Below are 17,959 nucleotides of genomic sequence, written 5' to 3'. Positions count from 1 at the left end.
CGGCCGGGTCACGCCGGCCGGAACCAGACCGTCGCCAGCGGCGGGAGGGTCAGCCGCAGGCTGGCCCCCCGCCCGTGCGCCGGCACCCAGTCCGGCTTGACCGGCCCCGGGTTGAGCACTCCGCTGCCGCCGAACCGGGCCTCGTCCGTGTTCAGCACCTCGCTCCAGGCGGGCACCGCGTCCGGGTCCGGCACCCCCAGCCGGTAGTCGTGCCGGACCACCGGCGAGAAGTTGCTCACCGCCAGCAGCGGGGCGCCCTGGGCGTCGTACCGCAGGAACGCGAACACGTTGTCCTCCGCCGCGTCCCCCACGACCCACGCGAAGCCCTCGGGCACGGTGTCCCGCTCCCACAGGGCCGGCGCCTGCGCGTACACGGTGTTCAGCTCGCGCACCAGGTCCCGCACCCCGCGGTGGTCGGCCGCCGCCGCGTACGAGGGGTCCACCAGCCACCAGTCGGGACCGTGCGCCTCCGACCACTCGGCACCCTGCGCGAACTCCTGCCCCATGAACAGCAGCTGCTTGCCCGGATGGGCCCACATGAAGCCGAGGTACGCGCGGTGGCACGCCCGCTGCTGCCACCAGTCGCCGGGCATCTTCGACACCAGCGACCGCTTGCCGTGCACCACCTCGTCGTGCGAGATCGGCAGCACGTAGTTCTCGCTGTACGCGTAGACCATCGAGAACGTCATCTCGTGGTGGTGGTACTTCCGGTGCACCGGCTCGTGCCCCACGTACCCCAGCGAGTCGTGCATCCAGCCCATGTTCCACTTCAGGCCGAAGCCCAGACCGCCGAAGCCGCCCGCGCCCACGAGGTGGGTGGGCCGGGTCACCCCGTCCCAGGCCGTGGACTCCTCCGCGATGGTCACCACCCCCGGACAGCGCCGGAACACGGTGGCGTTCATCTCCTGGAGGAAGGCCACGGCGTCCGGGTTCTCCCGCCCGCCGTGCTCGTTCGGCGACCACTCGCCGGGCCCGCGCGAATAGTCCAGGTAGAGCATCGAGGCCACCGCGTCCACCCGCAGGCCGTCGATGTGGAACTCCTCGCACCAGTACACGGCGTTGGCCACCAGGAAGTTGCGCACCTCCTTGCGGCCGTAGTCGAACTCCAGCGTCCCCCAGTCCGGGTGCGCCGCCCGCTTCGGGTCCTGCGGCTCGTACAGCGGCCGCCCGTCGAACTCCGCCAGCGCCCACTCGTCGCGCGGGAAGTGCGCCGGCACCCAGTCCACGATCACGCCGATCCCGGCCCGGTGCAGCGCGTCCACCAGGAAGCGGAAGTCGTCCGGCGTGCCCATCCGCGAGGTCGGCGCGTAGAAGCCGGTGACCTGGTAGCCCCAGGACCCGCCGAAGGGGTGCTCGGCGACGGGCATCAGCTCCACGTGTGTGAAGCCCAGCTCCTTCACGTACGCCGGCAGCTGCTCGGCGAGCTGGCGGTACGTGAGCCCCGGCCGCCAGGACGCCAGGTGCACCTCGTACACGGAGAACGGCGAGGTGTGCGCCGGGCGGTCGCCGCGCCGCGCCATCCACTCGGCGTCGCCCCACTCGTGGCGGGAGCAGGTCACGACGGAGGCGTTCGCGGGCGGCACCTCGGTGCGCCGGGCCATCGGGTCGGCGCGCAGCGTGTGGCTGCCGTCGGGGCGGGCGATGTCGAACTTGTACAGCGCCCCCTCGCCCACGCCCGGCAGGAACAGCTCCCACACGCCGGTCGAGCCGAGCGAGCGCATCGGGGAGGCGGTGGCGTCCCAGTACGAGAAGTCGCCGGTGACCCGCACGCCGCGGGCGTTGGGCGCCCACACCGTGAACCGGGTGCCCGCCACCCCCTCGTGCACCATCGGCTGCGCGCCGAGGGCCTTCCACAGCTGTTCGTGCCGGCCCTCGCCGATCAGGTGCAGGTCCAGGTCGCCGAGCGCGGGCAGGAAGCGGTACGGGTCCTCGACCTCGATCTCGTCGCTCTCGTACGTCACGAGCAGCCGGTAGTCGGGCACCGCGGCCAGCGGCAGCAGCCCCGAGAACAGGCCGTCGCCGTCGTCGTGCAGCGGGGCCCGCAGCCCCTTGGCCACCACCGTGACCGCGCGGGCGTACGGGCGCAGCGCCCGGAAGGCCACACCGCCCCGGACCACCCGGGCGCCCAGCAGGGCGTGCGGGTCGTGGTGGGTGCCGGACAGCAGCCGGCCCCGGTCCTCGTCGGTCAGTGCGGGCGCCGGCCGGGGGCGGCGGGCGGCGGGGGCGCGCCGGGCGCGGGGCGGCTTGGGGGCCGCGGCACCGGCGGCGGTCTTGGCGGCGGCGGTCTTGGCGGTGCCGGTCTTCGTGGTGGCGGCCTTCGCGGTGCCGGCCTTCCCGGTGCCGGTCCTGCGGGTGGCGGTCTTGGCCGCGGGGAGCTCGGCCGGGGAGTCCGGGCCGGCGGCGTCCGGGCCGGTGCTGTCCGAACCGGTGGCGTCCGGGCCGGCCGGGGGCTCTTCCGCGTCGAGCGTGCCGACCCGGCCCGGCGGGACCCCGTCGGGCCGCTCGTCCGGCCCGGCCGCGCTCCTGGGCGACGTGGCGGACGGTTTCGCGGGCTGCTGGGCGACGGTACGGGACGGCTGACGGGCGGGGGTCACGTGTGCGGCCTCCTCGGGGGCTGCGGGCGGTGGGGGGTCGGGAGGGAGCCAGGGGCGGGGTTGTTGGCCTGCTTGGCCGGTCCGGGGGTGCGGCTGCGGCGGGGCGGCCGGTCGGCGGGCGCCCGGGAGGTGGCGGGGTTGACCGCCGCCTCGCCGCCCGCGGCCAGCCGCCGGATGGCGGCCATCGGGACGTGCAGCCAGTCCGGCCGGTGCCGGTACTCGTACCGGGCCTCGTACACGGCCTTGTCGGTCTCGAAGGCGCGCAGCAGCACCGGGTCCTCGCGCGGGTCGCGGCCGGTGGTCGCCGCGTAGCCCGAGCAGAAGGCGGCCCGGCACGCCTCGGCCCAGGCGGGGGACCAGGGTTCGTGGGAGCGGGCCGCGTAGTCGAAGGAGCGCAGCATCCCCGCCACGTCCTTGACCGCCGGTTCGGGGCAGCGCCGCTCGGCCAGCGGCCGGGCCGGTTCGCCCTCGAAGTCGATCAGCCGCCAGCTGCCGTCGGCGGCCCGCAGGGTCTGGCCCAGGTGCAGGTCGCCGTGGATCCGCTGGGCCCAGCCGCCGCGGCCGCCGCGGCCGCCGGGCATCCGGGCCAGCGCGTCGAACGCGGCCCGCAGCCCGGCCTCGTAGGGCCGCAGCGCCGGGACCTCCCGGACGGTCGAGGCCAGCCGGGCGGTCATCGCCGCCGCCAGCCGCGCGGTCTCGGCGGGACCGAGCCGCACCGTCGGCAGGGCCGCGGCCAGTGCGCTGTGCACCTCGGCGGTGGCACGCCCCATCTCGTACGCCTCGTCCGTGAAGGCGTCGCCGGCGCCGAGGCCGCGCAGCGCCAGCTGCCAGCCGTCGTGGGAGCCGCGCAGGTACGGCTGGAGCACGCCGAGGGTCAGCGGCTCGCCCGTCCCGGCCGGTCCCGGCGGCTCGGCCTCGTACCAGGCCACCGGCGCCGGGACGCGCGCGCAGCCCGCCCCGGCCAGGGCCCTGGGCAGCTCCAGGTCCGGGTTGGTGCCCGGGCCCACCCGGCGGAACACCTTCAGGATGAACGTATCCCCGTAGATGAGCGAGGAGTTCGACTGCTCGCCCGACAGGGGTCTGGGCGCCAGCCCGGCCGGGATCCGCACGCCCTCGTCCCGGGCGAACCGCAGCGGCCCGAGCCGGCCGGGCGTGCGCAGCCGCTCCAGCAGCAGCCCCGCCAGCCGCGGGTCGCCGAGTCCCTCGTACACCGTCAGTCCGGCGTACGAGCCCGACGCCCCCGTCTCCACCCGGCCGATCAGGGCCGCGGCGAGGGCGGGGGGCAGGGTGGGGCGCAGCCCGAGCAGCAGCTGGTAGCAGTCGTCGTCGACGTCGACCAGCAGGTGGAGCAGGCGTGGCGAGGTGCCCGGCGGCAAGAGTTCGGCCGCCGAGACCACCTCGATCCGCGCAATGGCCCTCCCCTTGCCCGCGAACCACCGCTGGCGCGGCAGCCAGCCGCGCAGCAGGGGTTCCAGCGCCCGGGCGGATGCAGCCTCCGACATGGCATCGCGTCCTTTCCCCGGGCCCGCCACAGAATGCGCAGAGTGTCCCGGATCACGGCAGTTGCTGTCCGGTCGTGAGCGAGTGTCGGGTCAGGATGGTCCGTACAGGGACGGCGGTTGACCCGTTCGCCGCGAGCCGCTGTGCACTTGGTGAGGTCGTTCGCGCCGACCGCGCGGACGCGGTCAGGACTCCCCGCGCAGCCGGAACCAGTAGAAGCCGTGGCCCGCCAGGGTCAGCAGGTACGGCCACTCGCCGATCGGGGGGAAGCGGATCTCCCCGGTCAGTTCCATCGGCACCCGTCCGTTGAACGACCGCAGGTCCAGCTCGGTCGGCTGGGCGAAGCGCGAGAAGTTGTGCACGCAGAGGACCAGGTCGTCCCCGTACTCCCGCAGGAACGCGATCACCGCCGGGTTGGACGACGGCAGTTCGGTGTACGAGCCGAGTCCGAAGGCGGGGTTCTGCTTCCGGATCTCGATCAGCCGTCGCGTCCAGTGCAGGAGCGAGGACGGGGAGGACATCGCGGCCTCGACGTTGGTCACCGTGTACCCGTAGACCGGGTCCATGATGACCGGCAGGTTCAGCCTGCCCGGGTCGCAGGAGGAGAAACCCGCGTTCCGGTCGGGGGTCCACTGCATCGGGGTGCGGACGCCGTCCCGGTCGCCCAGCCAGATGTTGTCGCCCATCCCGATCTCGTCCCCGTAGTAGAGGACGGGCGAGCCGGGCAGCGACAGCAGCAGGGCGGTGAACAGCTCCATCTGCTTGCGGTCGTTGTCCAGCAGCGGGGCGAGCCGGCGGCGGATGCCGATGTTGGCCCGCATCCGCGGGTCCTTGGCGTACTCCGCGTACATGTAGTCGCGCTCTTCGTCCGTGACCATTTCGAGGGTCAGCTCGTCGTGGTTGCGGAGGAAGATGCCCCACTGGCAGCCCGAGGGGATGGCCGGGGTCTTGGCCAGGATCTCGGAGACCGGGTACCGCGACTCCCGCCGGACCGCCATGAAGATGCGCGGCATCACCGGGAAGTGGAAGGCCATGTGGCACTCGTCGCCGCCCTTGGCGAAGTCGCCGAAGTAGTCGACCACGTCCTCGGGCCACTGGTTGGCCTCGGCCAGCAGCACCGTGTCCGGGTAGTGCGCGTCGATCTCGGCGCGGATCCGCTTCAGCAGGGTGTGGGTGCGGGGGAGGTTCTCGCAGTTCGTCCCCTCCTCCGCGTACAGGTACGGGACCGCGTCCAGCCGGAAGCCGTCGATGCCGAGGTCCAGCCAGAAGCGCAGGGCGGAGACGATCTCCTCCTGGACGGCGGGGTTCTCGAAGTTGAGGTCCGGCTGGTGCGAGAAGAAGCGGTGCCAGTAGTACTGCTTGCGTACCGGGTCGTACGTCCAGTTCGAGGTCTCCGTGTCGACGAAGATGATCCGGGCGTCCTGGTACTGCTTGTCGTTGTCGGCCCACATGTAGTAGTCGCCGTACGGGCCGTCCGGATGCATCCGCGACTGCTGGAACCACTCGTGCTGGTCGCTCGTGTGGTTCATGACGAAGTCGATGATCACCCGCATCCCGCGCTGGTGCGCCGCGTCGACGAACTCCACGAAGTCCGCCAGGTCGCCGAACTCCGGCAGCACGGCCGTGTAGTCCGAGACGTCGTACCCGCCGTCCCGCAGCGGGGACTTGAAGAACGGCGGCAGCCAGAGGCAGTCCACCCCCAGCCACTGGAGGTAGTCCAGCTTGGCGGTCAGCCCCTTGAGGTCCCCGACGCCGTCCCCGTTGCTGTCGTGGAAGGAGCGGACCAGGACCTCGTAGAAGACCGCGCGCTTGAACCACTCGGGGTCGCGGTCCTTGGCGGGGGTGTCCTCGAAGGTGTCGTGGACGGGATCGTTGATCATCATGAGGCGGGTGACCCTCCGTTCGGCGGGGACGGTCGCAGGGCCGCCAGTACGTGCGCGGGCGAGCGGCCCGGTTCGAGGCGCACGTAGTTCGCCCTGCCCCAGTAGTAGGTGTCGCCGGTGAGCTCGTCGCGCACCGGGAGGGACCCGTGCCAGTCGAGCCCGAGTACCGGCATGTCCAACGAGACGGTCGCCTCCTGGGTGTGGTGCGGGTCCAGGTTGACGACCACGAGCACGGTGTTCCGGCCCTGCGGCGTCTCCGCCGTCTTCGAGTAGGCGATGACCTGGTCGTTGTCGGTCTCGTGGAAGTGCAGGTCGCGCAGCTGCTGGAGTGCGGGGTTGCGGCGGCGCAGCCGGTTCAGCGAGGTGATCAGCGGGGCGATGGTCCGGCCCTCGCGGTCCGCCGCCGCCCAGTCACGCGGCCTGAGCTGGTACTTCTCCGAATCCAGGTACTCCTCGCCGCCCTCCTTCAGCGGGGTGTTCTCGCACAGCTCGTAGCCCGCGTACACCCCCCAGGTCGGGGACAGCGTGGCCGCCAGCACGGCCCGCACCTCGAACGCCGGGCGGCCGCCGTGCTGGAGGTAGGCGTGCAGGATGTCCGGCGTGTTGACGAAGAGGTTGGGCCGCATGGCCGCAGCGGATTCACCCGACAGCTCCGTCAGGTACTCGGTCAGCTCCGCCTTGGTGTTGCGCCAGGTGAAGTACGTGTACGACTGCTGGAAGCCCACCGCGGCCAGCGTCCGCATCATCGCCGGCCGGGTGAACGCCTCCGCCAGGAAGATCACGTCCGGGTCCCTGCCGTTGACCTCCGCGATCACCCGTTCCCAGAACACCACCGGCTTGGTGTGCGGATTGTCCACCCGGAAGATGCGCACCCCGTGGTCCATCCAGAACCGCAGGATCCGTACCGTCTCCTCGACCAGCCCGTCCATGTCCCGGTCGAAGTCCAGGGGGTAGATGTCCTGGTACTTCTTCGGCGGGTTCTCCGCGTACGCGATCGTGCCGTCCGCCCGGTGCCGGAACCACTCCGGGTGCTTCTCCACCCACGGGTGGTCCGGCGAGCACTGGAGCGCGAAGTCCAGCGCGATCTCCATCCGCAGCTCGGCGGCGCGCGCCACGAAGCGGTCGAAGTCGTCGATGGTGCCCAGGTCCGGGTGGACCGCGTCGTGGCCGCCCTCCGGCGAACCGATCGCCCACGGCACCCCCACGTCGTAACGCCCCGCCTTGAGGGAGTTGTTCGGCCCCTTCCGGAAGGTCGTGCCGATCGGGTGGACCGGCGGCAGGTAGACCACGTCGAAGCCCATCGCGGCCACCGCGGGCAGCCGCTCGGCGGCCGTGCGGAAGGTGCCGCTCTTCGGCTTGCGCCGGTTGCCCGTCGGCAGCACCGCGCCCTCCGAGCGCGGGAACATCTCGTACCAGGAGCCGAACAGCGCCCGCTTGCGCTCCACCAGCAGCGGCAGCGCCTTCGAGGGCGTCACCAGCTCCCGCAGCGGGAACCGCGCCAGCACCTCCGTCACCTCCGGCGCCACCGCGGCCGCCAGCCGCTCGGCCGCCGGCCGCTCCTCGTCCCGCAGCGCGTCCGCCGCCGCCAGCACCACCTCGCGGCCGTCCCGCTTCGGCACGCCCGCGGCCGCCCGGTCGAACAGCTCCGCGCCCTCCATCAGCACCAGGGCCGTGTCGATCCCGGCCGGGATCTTGATGCCGGCGTGCTCCCGCCAGGTCGCGAGCGGATCGCTCCACGCCTCCACCGTGTACGTCCAGCGGCCCTCCGCCGGCGCCGACACCCGCGCCCCCCACCGGTCGGTCCCGGGGGCCAGCTCCCGCATCGGGACGGGCGGCTGCTCCTTGCCGGCGGGGTCCCGCAGCACGAGCTGCGCCGCGACGCAGTCGTGCCCTTCGCGGAACACCGTCGCCGACACCTCGAACACCTCGTCCACCACCGCCTTCGCGGGCCTGGCGCCGCAGTCGACGGCAGGGCGGACGTCCAGCACGGGAATGCGACCGATCATGAGATCACCTGGGGGTGGTTCCGGGGGCATGGTCCGAGACGCGCCGGGGCGACGCGCTCTGCTCGGTCTGTTTCTAGCCGCTCCAACGACGGCTGAAGTGCGGGCATGGCCGCTCCTGTCCGCGTTCACTCGGGTGGCGGGAAGTGGGGGGCGGGTGCACGGTGCACTCCCGGCGGGGGAGGCACGCGGTCAGCCTTTCCCCGCCTTCGGGCGGTGCAATCCGGTCTTCGGGTCAACTACTCATACGTAACGGGAATGGCGGGAGTTCGACGCGGCTACCTTTCCTGGGGTGAAGCCGGAACGCACAGCGTGGTGCGTCCATGACGATCCGTACCTCCCCTGCGAAGGTGGACACGTGAAGGCAATCCGTCGATTCACCGTGCGCCCCGTCCTGCCGGAACCCCTCCAGCCGCTCCACGGCCTCGCGCGCAACCTGCGCTGGTCCTGGCACGCGGAGACCCGCGAACTCTTCCAATCCGTCGACCCCGAGGGCTGGCACACGGCGGGCGGCGACCCCGTCCGGCTGCTCGGCTCCGTCTCCGCCGCCCGGCTCGCCGAGCTGTCCCAGGACCGCAGGTTCCTGCGCCGGCTGGCCGCCGTCTCCGCCGACCTCGACGACTACCTCCGCGGCGACCGCTGGTACCAGAACCAGGAGAACGCCCCGGAACTCCCTGCCGCCGTCGCCTACTTCTCACCCGAGTTCGGGATCACCGCCGCGCTGCCGCAGTACTCCGGCGGCCTCGGGATCCTCGCCGGGGACCACCTCAAGGCCGCCAGCGACCTCGGAGCCCCGCTCATCGGCGTCGGGCTGCTCTACCGCCACGGCTACTTCCGCCAGTCCCTCTCCCGGGACGGCTGGCAGCAGGAGCACTACCCGGTGCTCGACCCGAACGAGCTGCCCGTCTCCCTGCTCCGCCAGCCCGACGGGGACCCCTGCCGGATCACCCTCCAGCTCCCGTCCGGCCGCTCCCTGCACGCCCACGTCTGGCAGGCGCGGGTGGGCCGCGTGCCGCTGCTGCTGCTCGACTCCGACGTCGAGGACAACGACCCCGCCGCCCGCGAGGTGACCGACCGGCTCTACGGCGGCGGCAGCGACCACCGGCTGCTCCAGGAGATGCTGCTCGGCATCGGCGGGGTGCGCGCGGTCCGCACGTACTGCGCCCTGACCGGGCACCCGGAACCCGAGGTCTTCCACACGAACGAGGGACACGCCGGGTTCCTCGGCCTGGAACGCATAAGGGAACTCGCGGGCGAGGGCCTGGGCTTCGACGCCGCGCTGGAGACGGTCCGCGCGGGGACCGTCTTCACCACCCACACCCCCGTCCCCGCCGGCATCGACCGGTTCGACCGCGCCCTGGTCGCCCGCCACTTCGGCGAGGGCGGCGAACTGGCCGGCATCCCCGTCGACCGCATCCTCGAGCTCGGCCTGGAGACCTACGAGGGCGGCGACCCCGGCATCTTCAACATGGCCGTGATGGGGCTGCGGCTGGCGCAGCGCGCCAACGGCGTCTCCACCCTGCACGGGGCCGTCAGCCGCGGCATGTTCGCGGGCCTGTGGCCCGGGTTCGACCCCGCCGACGTGCCGATCACCTCCATCACCAACGGCGTGCACGCGCCGACCTGGGTGGCGCCCGAGGTGATGCGGCTCGGCGCCCGCCAGATCGGCGCCGGACGGGCCGAGGACGCCCTGTCGGTGGGCGGCTCGGCGCGCTGGGACGCCGTGGCGGACATCCCGGACGCGGACGTCTGGGACCTGCGCCGGGGGCTGCGCGAGCAGCTGGTGCAGGAGGTGCGCGAGCGGCTGCGGGCCTCCTGGCGGCAGCGCGGCGCCGGCGCGGCGGAGCTCGGCTGGGTCGACTCGGTGCTGGACCCCGACGTGCTGACCATCGGGTTCGCGCGCCGGGTGCCCTCGTACAAGCGGCTGACGCTGATGCTGCGCGATCCGGAGCGGCTGCGCAGGCTGCTGCTCGACCCGGAGCGGCCGGTGCAGATCGTGGTGGCGGGCAAGGCCCATCCCGCCGACGACGGCGGCAAGCGGCTGGTGCAGGAGCTGGTGCGGTTCTCCGACGACCCCCGGGTGCGGCACCGCATCGTCTTCCTGCCCGACTACGGCATGGCGATGGCCCAGAAGCTCTACCCGGGCTGCGACGTGTGGCTGAACAACCCCCTGCGGCCGCTGGAGGCCTGCGGGACCAGCGGCATGAAGGCGGCGCTCAACGGCTGCCTCAACCTGTCGGTGCTGGACGGCTGGTGGGACGAGTGGTTCGAGCCGGACTTCGGCTGGGCCATCCCGACCGCCGACGGCGCCGGCACGGACGAGGACCGCCGCGACGACCTGGAGGCGGCGGCCCTCTACGAGCTGATCGAGCGCCGGGTGGTGCCCCGGTTCTACGACCGCTCCGGGGGCGGCAACCTGCCGGGCCGGTGGATCGAGATGGTCCGCAGGACGCTGGTGTCACTGGGACCGAAGGTGCTGGCGGGCCGGATGGTGCGCGAGTACGTGGAGCGGCTGTACACCCCGGCCGCCCGGGCCCATCGCGCGCTGGTCCCGGACGCCGCCCGCGGACTGGCCGAATGGAAGTCCCGGGTGCGGGCCGCCTGGCCGGGGGTGGCGGTGGACCACGTGGAGGCCCTCGCGGCCACTCCGGTCAACGGCACGGCGCAGCTGGGCGCCACGCTGAGCCTGCGGGTGCAGGTGAGCCTGGACGCGCTCGGGCCGGACGACGTGGAGGTGCAGGCGCTGGCCGGCCGGGTGGACGCGGAGGACGTCATCACCGACGCCCGGGTGTTCCCGCTCAAGCCGGCGGGTGGCCCGGACCTCGACGGGCGCTGGCTGTACGAGGGGCCGCTGGCCCTGGACCGCACCGGGCCGTTCGGCTACACGGTGCGGATCCTGCCGTCCCACGGGCTGCTGGCCCACGGGGCGGAGCTGGGGCTGCTGGCCGCGCCGTCGACCGCGGCGTCCACGGCCGCGCCGCCGCCGCTGCGGTAGCCCTCCGGGGGGTGCGGGTCCCGTGCCGGTCCCGTGCGGGGCCGTGCGGGGTGCGGGCCGTTGCCGCTGCGCGGAGCCGGTTCCCCACCCCGCCCCTTTCCCGAAACCGGGGCTCCGCCCCGGACCCTCCCCCAGACTCCGTCCGGGGGGACCCCCACGCCTCAACCGCCGGCGAGGCCGGAAGTGGCCCCGGGGGCAGATTCAGGAGCGGGGGCCCGCAGGGTTCAGGCAGCGCCCGGCCTGAGCCAGGAGATGACGTCCGCGGCCGGGTACGGGGCGCCGGCGGGGGACAGGGTGGCCAGGAACGAGAGGTCCTGGCCGATCGTGACCAGGGGCGGCTCCGGCTGCCCCGAGCCGCGGCGCTGGCCCAGCCCGACGGTGGCCAGCAGCCCGTTGCACAGGCACAGCCGGCCCCGGGTGTCCGCGAGGGCCCCGCCCTTGCGGACGTACGCGCCCTCCGGCTCGGCCGCACACCGGTACGCCACCCCGCGCGCCCCGCGCACCGGCGTCCGGAGGAGCCCCAGGTCGCACACCCGGCGCCGGGATCCGGCCACCCCGGGCTCCGAGAGGGTGCCCGGGAGTTCGGCCACCTTGAAGGGGAAGGCGGTGGGGGAGGCGTCCGGGTCGTTGCGCACCCGGAGGGTGCCTGCCGCGGCCCGCTCCCGCAGCTCCCGCCGCAGCGGCTCCGCCAGTCCCGACTCCTCGCAGAGCGCGAAGGCGCTGCCGATCTGGACCCCGGCCGCGCCGGCGGCCCGGGCCGCGGCCACCGCCTCCGGATGCGCCTGGCCGCCCGCGAGCCAGAACGGCAGGCCGAGCGCGGCCATCCGGGCCAGGTCGGGATGGTCCCGGGGGCCGTATACGGGCTCGCCGGCCGCGTCGAGCCGCAGCGGGCCGCGCGGCGGCGCGCTGTGGCCGCCCGCCCGGCTGGTCTCGATGACGACCCCGTCGGGGCGGGTGGCCGGGTCCCGGGCGAGGTAGGCGGCGAGCACCGGCAGCGAGACGATCGCCAGCACCCGCGGGCGGCGCAGGGCGCCGACGGGCCGGCCGCCGAGCAGTGCGACCGGGTCGAAGTGCTGCTCCAGCGGCTCCTCGTCGCCCTCCACGGTGATCTGGGTGACGCAGGGCTCGTACCGCGCGAGGGCGGTGGCGATGGCCGGGATCCGGCCCGGTACGCCGGCGCCGACCAGCACGTGGTCGACGCCCGCGAGCATCGCGCCGAACATCGCGGGGGCCGTGGCCGGCTGGATCTTCTCCAGGTAGTTGACGCCGACCGGCCCGTCGTGGCCCTCCTTGGCCAGCCAGACCTCGACGAAGTTGCCGAGGACGGTGAGCAGTTCCGCGGGGCCGCCGCCGGCCGCGCGCAGCTTCGGTGTGCTCCGCATCGGGGCGCCCTCCGGCAGCCCGTCCGGCCGGTACCAGCGGTCGAGGGCGGTCCTGGCCAGGCCGGGGACCGGGAAGGCGGCCAGGGCACGGCGGGTGTGGCCGCCGGGGTCGCCGAGCTGGAGCACCCGGGCCAGGACGACGTCGAGGGCGGTGCCGGAGACCACGCCGAGCCGGCCGGGCCCTGAGACGGCGCGCGCCAGGCGCCAGCCGGAGACGGCGACGCCCATGCCGCCCTGGATCAGCCACGGGTGTTCTGCGGTCTCGGGCATGCGCGTCGCGTCCTCGGGTCGCCTTCGAACCTACGGTTCCGTAGGTTCGCGGCTCCAGTGTGGCGCGGGGGTGGGGGCCGGGAGCCCGGCGAAGGTCCCGTCCGTACGGGCAGAACGGCCCGGGGAAGGTCCCCGGGCCGTTCTGTGGGTCACTCAGGTGGTGCGGCTGTCACTCGCCCCGGTCAGAAGGTGAGCTTCCAGCTGTTGATGTAGCCGGTGTCGAGGGACGCGAGGTCCGCGACACGGAGCTTCCAGGTGCCCTGGGCCACCTCGGAGGAGGCGTTCACCGTGAAGCTCTGCACGATGTTGTCCGCGCTGCCGCCGGTGCGGTTGCGCAGGTTGTAGACGGAGCCGTCGGGGGCGACGAGGTCGACCTTCAGGTCACCGACGTAGGTGTGGACGATGTTCACGTCCACCTTGAGGGTCGCGGGGGCGTTGCCCGTGCGGGTGACGTTGATCGGCGACTCGACGGTCGAGTTGTCGCTGATCGTGTAGTCGTTCGTGTTCTCGAAGACGTTCTGCTGGTTGGTGCCGACCGTCCAGGTGAACGACGCGGTACCGGTCGCGTTGGTCGAGTCCGTGACCGTCACCGTGACGTTGGAGGTGCCCGCGGTGGTGGCGGTGCCGGAGATCAGACCGGTGGAGGAGTTGATCGACAGGCCGGCCGGGAGGCCGGTGGCCGAGTAGCTCAGCGCGCCCGGGTTGGTGGAGGTCGCCTGGATCTGCAGGCTGGCCGCCGTGTTGACGACGGTGTTCTGGTTGCCCGGGTTGGTGACCGAGACGCCGTTGACGATGCGCGAGCCGACGTTGATGGCGGCCCAGGCGTTCGCGACGTTGTTGTACGTGGCCGAGCCCTGGCCGTACAGGTCGGCCGCGGCCTTCAGCGTCTGGACGCGGGCGTCCGCGTAGTTGGTCGTGGACTTGAAGTAGCCCACGGTCAGCGCGCGGAACCAGATCTTCTCGGCGGCGGCGCGGCCGATCGGCGTCACCGGCTGGCCGTCGGAGGTCGGCGAGTCGTAGCTCACGCCGTTGATCACCTTCGGGCCGCTGCCCTCGGAGGCGAGGTAGAACCAGTGGTTCGCCGGGCCCGAGGAGTAGTGGACGTCGATGGAGCCGATGCCGGAGTACCACGCGTCCTTGGACGAGCCGTCCTTGCTCGGCTTGTCCATGTAGCGCAGCGGGGTGCCGTTGCCGCGGATGTCGATCTTCTCGCCGACGAGGTAGTCGCCCACGTCGTTGGAGTTGGCGCCGTAGAACTCGACCGCCGCCGCGAAGATGTCGGAGGTGGCCTCGTTCAGACCGCCGGGCTCGCCCGAGTAGGTCATGTTGCCGGTGACCGAGGTCATGCCGTGGGTCATCTCGTGCGCGGCCACGTCGATCGACGTGAGCGGCTTGACGTTGCCGTCACCGTCGCCGTACGTCATGCAGAAGCAGGAGTCCTGCCAGAACGCGTTGACGTAGGCGTTGCCGTAGTGGACCCGGGTGTAGGGCGCCACACCGTCGTTGCGCAGGCCGTTGCGGCCGTGCACGTTCTTGTAGTAGTCCCAGGTCAGGGCGGCGCCGTAGTGGGCGTCGGCGCCGGCCGTCTCCAGGTTGGAAGGCGAGCCGTTGCCCCAGACGTCGTCGGACCCGGAGAACAGCGTGCCGGTGCCGGAGGTGCCCCGGTTGAGGTTGTACGTCTTGTGGTTGCCGCGCGCCGCGTCGGTCAGGTTGTAGGTGCTGCCCGACTGCGAGGTGCCCAGCGTCACGGTGCCGCTGTACATGGTGTTGCCGGTACCGGTCTCGACGCCCTGCCACTCGGCTATCTTCGCGCCGGTCTTGGCGTTGGTGACCACGTGCAGCTCGCTCGGCGTGCCGTCGTGCTGGAGGCCGCCGACGACGGTCTCGTACGCGAGGACGGGGGCGCCGGAGGCGGCCCAGACGACCTTGCGGGCGGCCCGGGACGGCTTGGCGTCCTTGCCGCCCTCGGCCTTCGCGGCGCCGATCGCCTGCTTCTCGGCGGCCGAGGCGGCCACCGTGGCGGAGGTCGTCGGCACGCTGATGGTGTGGTTGGTGGCCTTGGTGACGGACTTGGTCACGCCGTTGCGGGCATGGACCGTCAGGTCACCGCCGAGCACGGGCAGTCCCGCGAAGGTCCGCTCGTAGGTGGTGTGCGTCGTGCCGTCGGCGTCCTTGGCCACGTCGCGGACGATGAGCTTCTCCTGGCCGCCGAGCCCGAGGGCCTTGGCGGCCTGGGCGGTGCCGGAGCCCGCCTCCGCGATCAGCGTCGCACGCTGGGAGGGGGTCAGCTTGACGGCAGCGGCGCCCGGGTTCGGGCGGGCGGCCTGGACCGCGTTCGACGCGGTGGCGTCGGCGGTGGCGGAACCGGCCTGGATGCCGACGGCGAGCATGGCCGCAGCGGCAACGAGCGCGCCGGCCGCGGTGGCACGCCTATGGGGGGTGGGACTCAACGCAGGACTCCTTCTGCAGGGGGGTTCCGGACGGCTGGGTGGGCCACCGGGCAGAGCAGGCAGTGCGCAGAACGGAGTGAAGAGTGCCACCAGAGGCATGAACATGTCAGTGGCGCGGCGCAAGGTTGGCCAGAAATGGTTCGTTGTCCGAAGCGGCATGTCCGCTATACGAACCGTTCATCTCCTTATGGGCGGCCGGGTGGATGGCCGGGCATCCGGCATGTGGAATGAGAGGTACCGGGTGTTAACGACTGGGCAACGAGATGTCTCTTTGCCGTAAACGGCACTTACCGTACGGGTGTTTGTCGTACTGTTTCCCGGTGCGTCAGACGTCCATCGCCAGGGGAAGCGTGGACGAGCGCGACAGTCGAGACCACACGTGCCAGGGGGGCCCATGAGGCATGTTCACGTTCCCGCTCAAAGAGTGGCCAGATCAGAGCCGGTTTCGGAAGCCGTCCCGCGCGGCCTCGGTGACAAGGCCCGCTGGTACCTGCCCGCCGCGCTGAGCTCCGACCTGCTCGGCGCCGGGGTCCCGGTCGCCCTCGCCTTCGAGGCCTCCCACCAGCCGCGTCCCGTGCTCTGCGCCGTCGGCGCCGCGCTCGCCTGGACGGGCGTCCAGACGCTCCGCCGGCGCTACTCCTCCCGTGCCCTGGGCGAGTCCCGGGGAGCGCTGCCCGTACTCCACGACTGGCTGATTCTGCTCGGTGTCCTGGCCGTTGCCCGGGCCGCCACGGGCGAGTCCAGTCATCCGCTGGTCTCCCTCGCGGCCCTGCTGCCGGCCCTCCTGGTCACCCTCGTCTGCCACAAGCTGACCTACCGGCACCTCGCCGCCGCCCGGCGCGAGGCCCAGGCCGTCAGCCGGGTGCTGGTCATCGGGGAGCCGGACGCGGCCGAGAGCGTCATCGCCCACCTGGCCGGCCGCACCGACCACCCGTACGTCGTCGTGGGCGCCCTCCCCGTCGGCCCGGGCCGCACGACCAGCGGCGTACCGGTGCCCGCCCGCCTCGCCCACGAGATGCCCGCGGCCCCGGCCGGGGACGCCGACACCGTCCTCGCCGCGGTCCGCGGCCTGCGCGCCGACCTCGTGCTCGTCGCCCCCGGAGCCCGGCTGGCCGGCGAGCGGCTGCGCCGGGTGGCCTGGGCCCTGCACGACGCCGGCCTCGAACTCGCCGTCTTCCCCGGCCTCGTCGAGATATCCGTGAAGCGGCTGGAGACCCTGTCGGCGGGCGGCCTCGCCGTGCTGCGGGTCGCGCCCCCCGTGCGCCGCGGCGTGCAGCCCGTACTGAAGTCGGTGCTCGACCGGGCCGGCGCCGGCCTGGGCCTGCTGCTCCTCGCGCCCGTCTTCCTCGCGCTCGTCGCCGCGATCCGGCTGGGCTCGCCCGGCCCCGCCTTCTACCGGCAGCGCCGCATCGGCCGGGACGGCGTCCCGTTCGTCATGTGGAAGTTCCGCACCATGGTCGTCGACGCCGACCAGCGCAAGGCGGACCTGGCCGGGGCCAACGAGAACGACGGCCACATGTTCAAGATGCGCCGCGACCCCCGGATCACCCGGGTCGGCCGCTTCCTGCGCCGTACCTCGCTCGACGAGCTGCCGCAGCTCATCAACGTGCTCACCGGCCGGATGTCGCTGGTCGGCCCCCGGCCGCCGCTGCCCGAGGAGGTCGCCGAGTACGACGAGGTCGAGCTGCGCCGCCTGACGGTCCGTCCCGGCATGACCGGCCTGTGGCAGATCAGCGGCCGCTCCGACCTGTCCTGGGACGAGACCATCCAGCTCGACCTCCAGTACGTCGACAACTGGTCCTTCACCAGCGACGTCGACCTGGTGGCCCGTACGTTCCGCGCCGTCGTCGACGGGCGCGGAGCGTACTGAGGAGCACCCCGGATGAGTTCAGCCCTGCTCGCGCCACCACCGGTAGGTGGACGCGATGCCGTCCCGCAGCGGAATCCCCGGCTTCCAGCCGAGGGAGGTCAGCCGGGACACGTCCAGCAGCTTGCGCGGCGTACCGTCGGGCTTGCTCGTGTCCCACGCGAGCCGGCCGCGGAAGCCGGTCACGTCGGCCACGGTCTCGGCGAGCTCCCGGATGGTCAGGTCCTCGCCGCAGCCGATGTTGACGGGCTCGTCGCCGTCGTACGAGGCCAGCAGCACCGCGCACGCGGCCGCCAGGTCGTCCACGTGCAGGAACTCGCGGCGCGGCGTGCCCGAGCCCCACAGCGTGACCTCCTCGCGCCCCTCGGCGGCCGCCTCGTGGAAGCGGCGGATCAGGGCGGGCAGCACGTGCGAGGTCTCCAGGTCGAAGTTGTCGCCCGGGCCGTAGAGGTTCGTCGGCATCGCCGAGATGTACGAGGCCCCGTACTGCTTCCGGTACGACTGGACCTGGACGATGCCGGCGATCTTGGCCAGCGCGTACGCCTCGTTGGTCGGCTCCAGCGGGCCGGTCAGCAGCGCGTCCTCGCTGATCGGCTGGGGCGCCAGCTTCGGGTAGATGCACGAGGAACCGAGGAACAGCAGACGGCCGACACCGGCGGCGTGCGCCCCGGCGATGACGCTCAGCTGGATCTTCAGGTTGTCCTCGAGGAACTGCACCGGGTAGGTGCTGTTCGCCATGATGCCGCCCACCTTGGCGGCGGCGAGAACCACGGCGTCGGGCCGGACGTCCTTGAGGAAGGCCTCCGTGGCCGCGGCGTCGCGGAGGTCCAGCTCGGCGCGGCCGCGGGTGATCACCTCATGGCCGTCGGCGGTGAGCCGCCGGGCCACGGCGGAGCCCACGAGGCCGCGGTGACCCGCGACGAAGACGCGGGCGTGCGTGGGCAGGTACGGCATCGATGCAGTCATGCGTCGGATGATGTCAAACCCGCTTCACCCGCAGGGGACCAACCCCGTA

General features: G+C 72.9%; 9 protein-coding genes. 2 read left to right on the top strand and 7 right to left on the bottom strand.

Annotated elements, in window-relative coordinates:
- Positions 1-8: 8 nt before the first annotated feature.
- From glgB to ACIQUR_RS11660, 4 genes are all read right to left on the bottom strand, one after another.
- Positions 9-2,594 (bottom strand): 1,4-alpha-glucan branching enzyme, encoded by a 2,586-nt coding sequence (glgB, locus tag ACIQUR_RS11675; protein WP_403662054.1) that lies wholly within the window; start codon positions 2,592-2,594, stop codon positions 9-11.
- Positions 2,591-4,096 carry a maltokinase gene (locus ACIQUR_RS11670; protein ID WP_403662051.1) on the bottom strand — a complete coding sequence of 502 codons (1,506 nt, stop codon included), beginning with the start codon at positions 4,094-4,096 and terminating at the stop codon, positions 2,591-2,593. The genes glgB and ACIQUR_RS11670 overlap by 4 nt, the downstream gene beginning before the upstream one ends.
- A 183-nt stretch (positions 4,097-4,279) precedes the next feature.
- Positions 4,280-5,977, bottom strand: coding sequence for a maltose alpha-D-glucosyltransferase (treS, locus tag ACIQUR_RS11665; RefSeq protein ID WP_403662048.1), 1,698 nt, complete (start codon positions 5,975-5,977; stop codon positions 4,280-4,282).
- Positions 5,974-7,983, bottom strand: coding sequence for an alpha-1,4-glucan--maltose-1-phosphate maltosyltransferase (locus ACIQUR_RS11660; protein WP_403662046.1), 2,010 nt, complete (start codon positions 7,981-7,983; stop codon positions 5,974-5,976). Before ACIQUR_RS11660 ends, treS begins: the two co-directional genes overlap by 4 nt.
- Before the next feature lie 355 nt (positions 7,984-8,338).
- Here ACIQUR_RS11660 and glgP point away from each other — a divergent pair, with 355 nt between their 5' ends.
- Positions 8,339-10,975, top strand: coding sequence for an alpha-glucan family phosphorylase (gene glgP, locus ACIQUR_RS11655; protein ID WP_403662043.1), 2,637 nt, complete (start codon positions 8,339-8,341; stop codon positions 10,973-10,975).
- A gap of 224 nt (positions 10,976-11,199) precedes the next feature.
- Here glgP and ACIQUR_RS11650 read toward each other — a convergent pair whose 3' ends face one another.
- A complete protein-coding gene (locus ACIQUR_RS11650; protein ID WP_403662040.1) occupies positions 11,200-12,627 on the bottom strand; it encodes a nitronate monooxygenase in 1,428 nt (475 codons plus the stop codon).
- Between the two features lie 182 nt (positions 12,628-12,809).
- Entirely contained in the window at positions 12,810-15,017 is a 2,208-nt protein-coding gene (locus tag ACIQUR_RS11645) for a M4 family metallopeptidase (protein WP_403662688.1), read from the bottom strand.
- A 454-nt stretch (positions 15,018-15,471) separates the two neighbouring features.
- On the opposite strand from ACIQUR_RS11645, the gene ACIQUR_RS11640 reads away from it, so the two are divergent.
- Positions 15,472-16,947, top strand: a complete 1,476-nt coding sequence (locus ACIQUR_RS11640) for a sugar transferase (RefSeq protein WP_403662037.1) — start codon at positions 15,472-15,474, stop codon at positions 16,945-16,947.
- Positions 16,948-16,965: 18 nt separating this feature from the next.
- Here ACIQUR_RS11640 and ACIQUR_RS11635 read toward each other — a convergent pair whose 3' ends face one another.
- A complete protein-coding gene (locus ACIQUR_RS11635) occupies positions 16,966-17,910 on the bottom strand; it encodes a GDP-L-fucose synthase family protein (protein ID WP_403662034.1) in 945 nt (314 codons plus the stop codon).
- Between the last annotated feature and the right edge of the window lie 49 nt (positions 17,911-17,959).

The organism is Streptomyces sp. NPDC101132, assembly GCF_044759225.1.
Lineage (GTDB): Bacteria > Actinomycetota > Actinomycetes > Streptomycetales > Streptomycetaceae > Streptomyces.
The sequence above is the reverse complement of the archived record's forward strand: the minus strand, read 5'-3'. Positions and strand labels throughout refer to the sequence as shown.